We start from the raw sequence: 10,595 nt of genomic DNA, 5'->3' as shown, positions 1-10,595 counted from the left end.
CCCTTTGGAGTGTGACCATGAGCACTGAATCCGCAATCACCGCCGAACGCCGCCAGCAGGTGCAGGTGACGCTGTCCGACATCCAGGCCCTGCTGGGCTCCGGCTCCGTGACCCGCGAGCAACTGGCCGCCGTGACGGCGCGCCTGGAGCAATTGGCGGAACGCCGCGCCACGCTTGCGCAGGTGCGCGAAGTGGTGGTGCAGCCCGGGCAGTCCGTGTCGTTCCTGCCCGACGACATCCATAGCATCCACGTCACGGGGAATGTGCCGACGCTGCATTTCCATCTTTACGGCCAGCCGCTGGAAACGTTGTCCGGGCGCATCGGCATCGATCTGGCCACCGGCCAGATCCTGAACTACAACGCCACCCAGATGAAGCCGGGCCAAGAGGTGCGCGCATGAGCCGCGACCTTGATCACGCGCAGGTGCAGACCCGGCTGGTGCATGCCGGATCACCGGCATTGAAGAACGGCTCGGGACCGGTGAACGTGCCCGTCGTGCGCACCAGCACCGTGCGTTTTGCCGACACGGCGACCCAGGCCGCGTTGAACAAGCAGCGCGCCGCCGGCGACCGCGTCGCCACCTACGGCCGGCACGGCCTGGATACGCACCAGGCGCTGGAGGAAGCGGTGGCGTCGCTGGAAGGCGGCTACCGGGCGCTGCTGGCGCCATCCGGCCTGTCGGCGATTGCGCTGGTGCTGCTGGCGACGCTGGCGCCGGGCGACCACGCGCTGGTGGCCGACAGCGTCTATTCGCCCGTGCGCAAGGTCGACAAGTCGCTGCTGCAACGCTATGGGATCGACGCGGAGTATTTTTCGCCCGCGCAGGACACGCTGGAATCGCGGATCCGGCCCAACACGCGCCTGCTGTATCTGGAGTCGCCCAGTTCGCTGCTGTTCGAAGTGCTGGACCTGCCCGCGCTGGCGGCCACGGCGCGTCGCCATGGCGTGCTGGTCGCCGCCGACAATACCTGGAGCGGGGGCCTGTACTACCAGCCGCTGGCGTTGGGCGCGAACATTTCGATCCAGGCCGCCACCAAGTACCTGGCGGGCCATTCGGACGTGATGATGGGAGTCGTCACGGTAGACAGCGCCGACTTGGCGCGCAAGGTCGGCGTGGCCTACGACGCGCTGGGCCTGTCGGTCGGCGCCGACGACGCCTACCTGACCTTGCGCGGCCTGCGCACGCTGGACGTGCGGCTGTCGCGCCATCAAGAGAACGCGCTGGCCGTGGCCGAGTATCTGGCGCGGCATGCGGACGTGGCTCGCGTGTTCCATCCGGCGTTGCCGCAAGACCCCGGCCATGCGCTGTGGCAGCGCGATTTCAGCGGCGCAAGCGGGCTGGTGTCGTTCGCATTCGCCCACCCGGATGCGACGGCGGCGTCGCGCTTCATCGACGCGTTGCGCTACTTCTCCATCGGCGCGTCCTGGGGCGGTTATGAAAGCCTGGCGCTGGAAGCGTCGCCCGAGCGCTTGGCCGAACACAGCTACTGGCAGCAGGGTCCGGGCAAGCCATCCGTCGTGCGCTTGCACATCGGCCTGGAAAGCCCGCAGGACCTGATCGGCGACCTGGATAACGCCTTCGCCGCCACCCGCGACGCCTTGCGCCGCAGCGCCTGAGGAATATGCAAATAAGCCTTGCGCTTTAGGGTTTCTGGCTATGTAGAAGCAATTACAACCTCTTTGTCCGGTTGTACCCCCGGGTACTAGAATTTGCCTTGTTCCATGGCTGGCAGCAGGGCATGACTTCATTTTCGATCGAATCGGTACAGCTTCCGTTCCTGTCGCGCCGTGCGGAAACCGTCCGGGATTTCTATCGCCGCGTGATCGGCCTGGAAGAGCTGGCGGACGCCGAGGGCCAGCGCCTGCTTTTTTCGCTGGGCGCGGCAACGTTGTCGTTGTCTCCGGTGGCCGAGGTGAACCGGGCCGTCAAGCCGGATTACCTGGCGCTGAAGACACCGGCTTACGACGACATCCTGGCGCGCCTGCGCCAGGCCGGGCACCACCCCGTCTGTTCACTGCCCGACGCGCTGCCGCGTGTCATGTACGTGAAAGACCCGTCCGGCAATCAACTGGCCTTTCTGGGCTGAAGGCGCGCGATGAACTTCCAGCAACTCCGGTCGGTCCGCGAAGCCGTGCGGCAGGATTTCAACCTGACCGACGTCTCCGAAAGCCTGCATACGTCTCAACCCGGCGTCAGCCGCCAGATCCGCGAGCTTGAGGAAGAGGTGGGGGTCGACATCTTCGTGCGTTCGGGCAAGCGGCTGATCGGATTGACGCCGCCCGGCGAACTGATCCTGCCGCTGGTCGAGCAGATCCTGCAATGCGCCGACAACATCCGGCATGCGGGCGCGGAGTACGCGGACAGCCGTAAAGGCGTGCTGTCTATCGCAGCCACGCATTCCCAGGCGCGCTACGCCTTGCCGCCCGTCGTCAAGGAATTCCGGCAACGCTACCCCGACGTGGTGCTGCATCTGCACCAGGGATCGCCCAAGCAGGTGTCTGAAATGCTGCTGGAAGGCGAGGCCGACATCGGCGTGGCAACCGAAGCGGTGGCGGACTATCCCGGGCTGGTGAACCTGCCGTGCTACCGGTGGAGCCACAGCATCATCGTGCCGCGCGGCCACCCGTTGGAACGCGAACACGACGGCATCAGCCTGTCGCAACTGTCGCGCTACCCCCTTATCACGTATGGCCGCGGCTATACCGGGCGGGCGCATATCGACGAGGCTTTTGCCCGTGCCGGCATCACGCCCGACATCGTCATGACCGCGATGGACGCGGACGTGATCAAGACGTACGTCGAGCTGGAGCTGGGCGTCGGCATCGTGGCCGCGGTGGCCTGGGACGCCGAGCGCGATACGCGCCTGACTGCCATCGACGCGCGCCACTTGTTCGAGATCAACCTGACCCGGCTGGCCATCCGCCGCGGCGCCTGGCTGCGCGGCTACGCCTTCCATTTCATCGAGATGTTCGTGCCGACGCTGACGCGGGAGGTGGTGGACCGGGAATTGAAGGGCGAGGGCTGAGCAGGCGCCGAACCGCCCGCCGCATATCCATAGACGCATTTCTACGTTGTTCCGTGCGGGGTGCGCACGTAGCCTGGATGTCTCGTCATTTCACGAAACCCAGGTCATCCCATGAGCACCTCTTCCCAAGCCGCCGCACCGTCCGCCAGCAAGCACACGGAACGCGCGCAAGCCGTGCGCGCCTTCATCGCCCAGGTCCGGCAACTGGCGCCCGATGCGTCGCGTGCGACCCCCGCACAATTGGCCGAGGCCGCCAGGCTGCTGGAAGCGCTGGGCCAACGCCGCGACCTGTTCGGCGCCGACGCCTTTGCCGTGGTGCCAGGGCGCCCGACCTCCATCTACCGCCTGGCCGAGGACATCGATGGCGGGTATGCGCTGTACCTGTCGCTGGGCGAACCCGGCAAGGCGCAGCCGCCGCATGACCACACGACGTGGGCGATCATCGCCGGGGTGGACGGCAACGAGCGCAACGAGGTCTACGCGCGCGCCTCCTCCCAGGATCCGCTGCGCGACACGTTGACCCACGTTCGGCGCGTCGACGTCGGCCCTGGCGGTTCGATCGTGTTGGGCCCGGATGATGTGCACACGATCGAGCTGATCGGCGACCAACCCGGCGCGCACCTGCATTTCTACGGCCTGGCGCTGGACCGGCTGCTCGGCCGCGTGGTGTTCGAAAGCACCGCGGGCGGCACGTACCGCACGTTCTCGCCGCCGGCTGCCATCTACCATGCGCGCCTGACGCCCCAGGCGCTTCAGGACGAACTGCGCGGCGAAGCCGAGATCGCCGTGCTGGATGTGCGGGAAGCCGGTCGCTATGCCCGCCGCCATCTGCTGCACGCCGTGCCGGCGCCGCTGTGGCGCCTGGAACTGCTGGCCGATCGGCTGGTGCCGCGTCGCGACACCCGTATCGTGCTGGTGGACGACGACGAGACCCAGGCCCATCAGGCCGCTGCCAAGCTGACCCGCCTGGGTTGGACCGACGTGTCGGTGCTGGCCGGCGGCACGGACGGTTGGGAACGCGCGGGCCTGGAACTGTTCTCGGGCACGAACGTGCCCAGCAAGGCGTTCGGCGAAGTCATCGAACACGAGAAGCACACGCCATGGATCGACGTCGAGGAACTGCACGAGCGCGTGGCGCGCGGCGACGATATCGTCGTTGTCGACAGCCGCACGCCAGAAGAATTCCACCACTTCACGCTGCCGTTCTCGCACAGCCTGCCAGGGGCGGAACTGGTTTACCGCATCCGCGAACTGGCGCCTGATCCCAAGACCTTCGTGGTGGTGAACTGCGCCGGCCGCACGCGCAGCATCGTCGGCGCGCAGACCTTGATCGACGCCGGCATTCCCAACCGTGTGGCCTCGTTGCGCAACGGCACGATGGAATGGCTGCTGTCGGGCCGCGAGCTGGCTTATGGCCGCCACGCGGCCTTGCCGGAGCCGGGCGAAGCGGCGTTGGCTGCCGCGCGCGAACAAGCCCGCGACGTCGCGCAGCGCGCCGGCATCGGCTACGTTGACGCGGCCACGCTGCACGCGTTCGAAGCCGAACAGGCGACACGCACGCTCTACAAATTCGACGTGCGCACCCGCGAAGAGTACGAGACCGGGCATCTGGAAGGCTGGCGCTGGGCGCCAGGCGGCCAGCTCGTCCAGGCCACCGACGAATACCTGGCCACGCGCCGCGCGCGCGTCGTGCTGGCGGACTGGGACGGGGTGCGCGCGCTGACCACCGGCGCCTGGCTGGCGCAGTTGGGCGCGGTCGAGGTCTACCTGTATCAGCCGCCCGCGCTGGCCGTCTTGCAAAACGGCCCCGAGCCGCGCCGGGTATTGCGTCATCGGCCGGACACCCCGGGCTTGCGCGCAGAGGCGCTGCGTGCCGCGCTCGACGCGGACGAGGCCATCGTGTTCGACGTGGAATCGCGCGTGGCGTATGAGCGCGGCCACGTGCCCGGTGCCCGGTTCGCCGCGCCGGATCGCCTGGCGGAGTTCCTGTCGCCGGATGATCAACGCGTCGTCGTGGTGACGTCTTCCGACGGCGTGCTGGCCAGCGCCGTGGCGGCCGAGCTGGCTTGGCGCGGCAAGCGCCACGTGCCGTATCTGCTGGGCGGCACGCGCGCGTGGAAGGCGCAGGGCCTGACGCTGGCGACAGGGGGCGAGGGCGTGCTGACCGGCGACGACGACCAGAGCATCAGCCCGTATCTGTTCGATGACCTGTCTGCCCGCGACCAGGGGTTCCGCGACTACCTGGATTGGGAACTGGGACTGGTCGCGCAGCTGGAACGCGAAGGCAGCGGAGGCATCCGGCTGATCGCGGCAGTGTAGGGGCAGGCGGAAAGGCTCATGCGCAAGGCTGCGCGCCGGGGCCTTTTTTGCCCGATTATCCAAGGCTGCGGAAAGGGCTAAGCTGTCCGTTTCGCCCAGGAGATCCGACATGCCGCCGCTACACAATGAAGGTAACCGCCAAGACACCTACGCGCTGGGGGCCAAGCGGGTCAAGCGCATGGGCTACGGCGCGATGCAATTGGCCGGCCCGGGTGTCTTCGGCCCGCCGCGCGACCGCGACGCGGCATTGGCCGTGCTGCGCGAGGCCGTGGCCAACGGCGTCAACCACATCGACACCAGCGATTTCTACGGTCCGCACGTGACCAACCAGATCATCCGCGAGGCGTTGTCGCCGTATCCGGAAGACCTGGTGCTGGTCACCAAGATCGGCGCGCGCCGGGGTGAGGACGCGTCGTGGATACGCGCGGACGGCGCGGCCGACCTGGAAAGCGCCGTCGAGGACAATCTGCGCAATCTGGGGCTGGATGCGCTGGACGTCGTGAACATGCGCATCATGTTCGGCGTGCATGGGCCGGAGGAAGGCTCGATCGCCGAGCCCCTGTCGGCGCTGATCAAGCTTCAGCAACGCGGTCTGGTGCGTCATATCGGCTTAAGCAACGTCACCGCCACGCAGGTTCAGGAAGGCCGCGGCTTGTGCGACATCGTCTGCGTGCAAAACCAGTACAACCTGGCGCACCGCCACGACGACGCGCTGATCGACACGCTGGCCCGGGACGGCATCGCCTACGTGTCGTATTTTCCACTGGGCGGCTTCAGCCCCTTGCAATCCGCCACGCTGACCGAGGTCGCGCAGCGCGTGGGGGCGACGCCGATGCAGGTGGCGATCGCGTGGCTGCTGCAGCGCGCGCCGAACATCCTGGTCATCCCGGGCACGTCGTCGGTAGCGCATCTGCGCGAGAACCTGGCCGCGGCGACCCTCGCGTTGCCGGATGCCGAGGTCCAGGCCTTGGATGGGATTAGCGGGCGGGCGGCCTGAGGCGTGCCGGGCGGCCGGCGAGGACGTCCTGGTCATTTTTTTGCGGCGCTACACCGACGCCAGCAAGTCGTCGACGTGGACCATCAATTCGCGGACCTGGCGCAGCATCGGATACTGGTGCAGCACCGGCTCCCATTGCGGCGATTCCAGCAATTGCCGCCAGACCGGTTCCAGTGCCGAGACGTCTGGAGTCTGCCCGTTTTCCACGCCGCGCGCGTATTCCACGCTGGCCGGCGCGGACAGCAGTTGCATCCGGCTGGCGGCGCTAAGCAGGCGCGGGGCGGCGTCGGCGGGGGCATCGCAGCAATAGAGCACCGTGTGGGCCAGCGCCGATGAGTCGGCCGGCAGTGCCCTGAGCGATGCGCCGCGCAGGTTTACGACGCCTTGCCGGGTCTGGAACGGATAGACCGCGTGATCTTCGGCATGTGCAAGCAAGCGCAAGCCGCGCTGAAGCCGGGGCAGGTCGGCGGTGGCGGCGTCGACGGAGGCTTTCGCTTCAATCAGCAGGCAGACATCCCAGACCGGCGTGGCGGCGGCGCCGGTCTGGCGCAGCAGCACGGCATCCCACTCGCTCTTGGCCCGATCCGAGCTGGCGGGGATCGACGAGGGCACGCGCATCGACGTCACCACACGGTAAGGCGCATGGGCGCCTTCGGCGTCGTTCAGCCGCTGGGCCAGCGCGTCCAGCGCTTGCGTGGCCAAGGCTTCGACGGCCGCGCCACGGCGCTGCGCCGCGGAGCCTTGCGCGGCGGCGGTCGGGCTTCCGGAGCGCGGGCCGTGGCGGTCCCAGAGGGATTGGTAGCGGCGAACCTGGGCATCCGGCGCCAGGGCGTCCAGGCGCCGCAGGCGCGCTAGCGCGGGGTCGTCCAGCAGGCGGGCCAACGCGCGTTCGACGGAGGGGTCGACCGCTTTCTCCGGCATGGCGCGAAGCTGGCGGGCGGCGTCAAGCAGGGCCGTCCAGGACGCCGTGGACACGGCCGCTTGCAGCGGTGCCAAGGCGTCGCGGTCCGGGCCCGGCGCCATGCGCTGCAGCTTGGCGGGGTGGGCGATCGCGTTGACGGCGGCATGGATTTGCCGGCGGTCCTGGTCGGCGGCGGCGGATAACGACGCGAATTCGCGCACCTGCGGCGCCCTGTGACGCAGCACGATGGCCTGGAAGGCGGGGTCTCCCTCGTTCGCGCGCATGGCTTCGCGGATGAGCCGCGACAGCGCGTGCAAGAAATCGTGCCGCGTTGCCGAATCTGGCGCCACGCCGCCGGCAAGCGCCTGGCGGGCATGTTCGACCGTCATGGCGAGCATCGTGGCCGCACCGCCATTTGGCGCCTGCGTTGCGGCGTTGGGCGCGGGCGGCACGCGGTAGCGGCGCGGGACGGCGCGGAGGATCTTGTCCAGCAACGGCGAGGAAGGCGGCAAGGGCATGGGCGGGGATCAGCGGTCAGGCAATGTCGTGCAGTGTCGTGCAGTGTCGCATGACGCCGCCATAGCCTGACATTAAGCTGAATAAGTAATCAGAATATGAGAACAAAGTCGTTCGCCCGCGGCGGGCCAACCGATATCGTCCGGATTCCAAAGGCGCATCCAGTCGCCTCATTCAGGAGAATCCGATGTCCCCACGCAAGCTGCTGGCCGGCGCCTTCGCCGCGCTGGCCACATGCATCGCCTTTCCGGCGACGGCGCAACACGCCAAGTACCTGGTCACGACCGATTGGCTGGAAAAGAACCTGAACGACCCGAAGGTACGGGTGGTGGAGGTGAGCGTGAACCCCGGCCTGTACGAACGCGGGCACATCCCGGGCGCAGCCAACGTCAGCTGGCACACCGATCTGGTCGACACCGTGAACCGCGATATCGCGCCGCCCAAGCAGTTCCAGGCGCTGGTGGCGCGTTCGGGCATTAATGCCGACACCACGACCATCCTGTACGGCGACAACAACAACTGGTTTGCCGCCTGGGGCGCTTGGATCTTCGATATCTACGGCATCGACAACGTGAAGATCCTGGACGGCGGGCGCAAGAAATGGGAAGCCGAAGGGCGGCCGTTGTCCAACAGCGCCAAGGTCCCGCCGGCTGGCACGGCGCAGATCAAGCAGCCCGATCCCACGCTGCGCGCACATCTGCAGGACGTGTTGGCCGTGGCCCGCAAGGACAAGCAGGGCGTGCTGGTCGACATCCGTTCGGCCGACGAATACAACGGCAAGATTTTCGCGCCCAGCGGCGTGCCGGAATTGGCGGTGCGCGCGGGCCACGTGCCCGGCGCGGTGAACGTGACGTGGAGCAAGCTGGTGGCTGAAGACGGCACGTTCAAATCGGCGGACGAACTCAAAGCGATCTACCTGGCGGCCGGCGTTGACGGCACGAAGCCCATCATCACCTACTGCCGCATCGGTGAACGCTCCAGCCATTCGTGGTTCGCATTGCGCAAGCTGCTGGGCTACGACGTGCGCAACTATGACGGGTCGTGGACCGAGTACGGCAACAGCGTCGGATCGCCCATTTCGAATCCGTCTGGCACGGTATGGGGCAAGACCTGAGTGAGCGCGCGACGAATGGTGCCGGCCGCCGCCGTGATGGCGGCCGTTTTCGTGGCGGCGTGGGGCCTGGCGCCGCTGCCTGAGGGCGGGCGCAGCCTGTCCTTGTCGGTCTTGCTGGGCGCGGCGTTCGGCATCGTGCTGCAACGCTCGCGTTTCTGCTTCTATTGCATCGCCCGCGACTTCATCGACAGAAAGGAGACGGCCGGCATGGTCGCCGTGCTGATCGCGCTGGGGGTGGGCACCCTGGGCTATCACGCGGTGTTCGGCGCGTTCCTGCCCGTGCCGTCGGCGGACCGTTTGCCGCCCGGCGCGCATATCGGTCCGGTGAGTTTGGCGCTGGTGGCGGGGGCGTTCGTCTTCGGGGTGGGCATGCGCGTTTCAGGCTCTTGCATCAGCGCCCATTTCTACCGGCTGGGCGAAGGCGCGATGGCGTCGCCGTTCGCGCTGCTGGGCGCGGGCCTGGGCTTCGTGCTGGGGTTCGCGACATGGAATTCCCTGTACCTGGCGCTGATCCAGGAGGCGCCGGTGGTGTGGCTGCCGCAGCGGTTGGGCTATGGCGGGACGTTGCTGCTGCAGGGCGCGGTCTTGGCCATGTTGGCGTGGGCCGTGTTCCGCCGAGGCGGCGTGCAAGCGCCTGCGGCGGCGCGGGCCGCGTCGCCCTGGCAAGCCGTGCTGAGAGACCGCTGGCCGCCCGCGGTGGGCGGCATCCTGGTGGGGTTCATCGGCGTCATCGCCTATCTTCGCATTGCGCCCTTGGGCGTGACCGCCGAACTCGGCAGTTTGGCGCGGACGGCGGCGGCGGGCACCGGTTGGCTGCCCGAGCGGCTGGAAGGACTGGACACGTTCGCGGGCTGCGCCACCGTGGTCAAGCGCATGCTGCTGTCGAACAACGGCGTGTTCGTGCTGGCGCTGGTGGCGGGCGCCTGGGCGGCGGCGCTGGCGGCCGGCGCGTTCCGGCCCAGGCTGCCTTCCGTGAAAGACATCGTCCGCAATTTCACGGGCGGGGTCTTGATGGGCTGGGGCGGCATGACGGCGCTGGGCTGCACCGTGGGCACACTGCTGTCGGGGGTGATGGCGGGCGCGCTGTCGGGATGGGTGTTCGGCGCGGCCTGCTTTGCGGGGATCTGGGCGGGCTTGCGGGTCGTGCGCGCGCCCGCCCAGCCTCGCATTACTTGAACATCGCGGCGTTTTCTTCCAGCACGGCGTCGGCGCACTGGGCGTCCAGGTTGCCGCCGGGGGCGCCGGCCACGCCGATCGCGCCGATGACATTGGCGCCGGCCTTGACCGGCACGCCGCCGCCCAGCAGCAGGAAGCCGGGGATGTCGGTCAGATTGGCCGCGCCCGGGTTCTTCTGCGCGTTTTCCATCATGGCAAGCGTTGGGGTCTTGGCCGACACGGCGGTGAAGGCCTTGGCGCGGCTGGCTTCGATGGTGTGCGGGCCGGCGTTGTCGGCGCGCGCAAAAGCCTTGAGCAAGCCGGCGCGGTCCACGACCGAGGCGCTCACGTTATAGCCCTTGGCCTGGCAGGCGGCGACGGTGGCGGTGGCGAGCTTCTGCGCATCGGCCATCGACAAATTGCTTTCGTTCAGCACGGCGGCGTTGGCGGCGCCGGCGAAAGCCAGGGTGGAGATCAGCGTGGCAAGCGAGAAACGGGTCATGGTCTGCGTCCTTTTCGGGAACATTCGGTAGGAGCAGTCAGTGTCGCGAAAACGCGCGGCGCGC

10 protein-coding genes are annotated in these 10,595 nt (G+C 68.0%); 8 read left to right on the top strand and 2 right to left on the bottom strand.

Annotated features, from left to right (window positions below; all coding sequences use genetic code 11):
* Nucleotides 1-17 precede the first annotated feature (17 nt).
* From A9973_RS31335 to A9973_RS04725, 6 genes are all read left to right on the top strand, one after another.
* Complete coding sequence (locus A9973_RS31335; protein WP_183012614.1) at nucleotides 18-401, top strand: hypothetical protein; 384 nt, start codon at nucleotides 18-20, stop codon at nucleotides 399-401.
* A complete protein-coding gene (gene metC, locus A9973_RS04745) occupies nucleotides 398-1,618 on the top strand; it encodes a cystathionine beta-lyase (protein ID WP_183012613.1) in 1,221 nt (406 codons plus the stop codon). The genes A9973_RS31335 and metC overlap by 4 nt, the downstream gene beginning before the upstream one ends.
* 122 nt (nucleotides 1,619-1,740) lie before the next feature.
* A complete protein-coding gene (locus A9973_RS04740; RefSeq protein ID WP_183012612.1) occupies nucleotides 1,741-2,088 on the top strand; it encodes a VOC family protein in 348 nt (115 codons plus the stop codon).
* A 9-nt stretch (nucleotides 2,089-2,097) separates the two neighbouring features.
* Complete coding sequence (locus A9973_RS04735) at nucleotides 2,098-3,027, top strand: CysB family HTH-type transcriptional regulator (RefSeq protein WP_183012611.1); 930 nt, start codon at nucleotides 2,098-2,100, stop codon at nucleotides 3,025-3,027.
* A 111-nt stretch (nucleotides 3,028-3,138) separates the two neighbouring features.
* Complete coding sequence (locus A9973_RS04730) at nucleotides 3,139-5,346, top strand: rhodanese-like domain-containing protein (protein WP_183012610.1); 2,208 nt, start codon at nucleotides 3,139-3,141, stop codon at nucleotides 5,344-5,346.
* A gap of 109 nt (nucleotides 5,347-5,455) precedes the next feature.
* A complete protein-coding gene (locus A9973_RS04725; protein WP_183012609.1) occupies nucleotides 5,456-6,343 on the top strand; it encodes an aldo/keto reductase family oxidoreductase in 888 nt (295 codons plus the stop codon).
* Between the two features lie 48 nt (nucleotides 6,344-6,391).
* Here A9973_RS04725 and A9973_RS04720 read toward each other — a convergent pair whose 3' ends face one another.
* Complete coding sequence (locus A9973_RS04720; protein WP_183012608.1) at nucleotides 6,392-7,762, bottom strand: 3-deoxy-D-arabino-heptulosonate 7-phosphate synthase; 1,371 nt, start codon at nucleotides 7,760-7,762, stop codon at nucleotides 6,392-6,394.
* A gap of 185 nt (nucleotides 7,763-7,947) precedes the next feature.
* Here A9973_RS04720 and A9973_RS04715 point away from each other — a divergent pair, with 185 nt between their 5' ends.
* On the top strand, nucleotides 7,948-8,874 hold the full coding sequence (locus A9973_RS04715; protein WP_183012607.1) for a sulfurtransferase: 927 nt from the start codon (nucleotides 7,948-7,950) through the stop codon (nucleotides 8,872-8,874).
* Nucleotides 8,875-8,889: 15 nt separating this feature from the next.
* The gene (locus A9973_RS04710; RefSeq protein ID WP_183013154.1) at nucleotides 8,890-10,050 is read left to right on the top strand and encodes a YeeE/YedE family protein; all 1,161 of its coding nucleotides are present in this window, start codon (nucleotides 8,890-8,892) and stop codon (nucleotides 10,048-10,050) included.
* Here the strand turns inward: A9973_RS04710 and A9973_RS04705 are convergent.
* Nucleotides 10,043-10,531: a heme-binding protein gene (locus A9973_RS04705; protein WP_183012606.1), complete on the bottom strand. Its 489-nt coding sequence runs from the start codon at nucleotides 10,529-10,531 to the stop codon at nucleotides 10,043-10,045. The genes A9973_RS04710 and A9973_RS04705 overlap by 8 nt on opposite strands.
* Between the last annotated feature and the right edge of the window lie 64 nt (nucleotides 10,532-10,595).

This window comes from Achromobacter sp. UMC46 (genome assembly GCF_014170335.1).
In the GTDB taxonomy this organism is placed as follows: domain Bacteria; phylum Pseudomonadota; class Gammaproteobacteria; order Burkholderiales; family Burkholderiaceae_B; genus Achromobacter.
The sequence above is the reverse complement of the archived record's forward strand: the minus strand, read 5'-3'. Positions and strand labels throughout refer to the sequence as shown.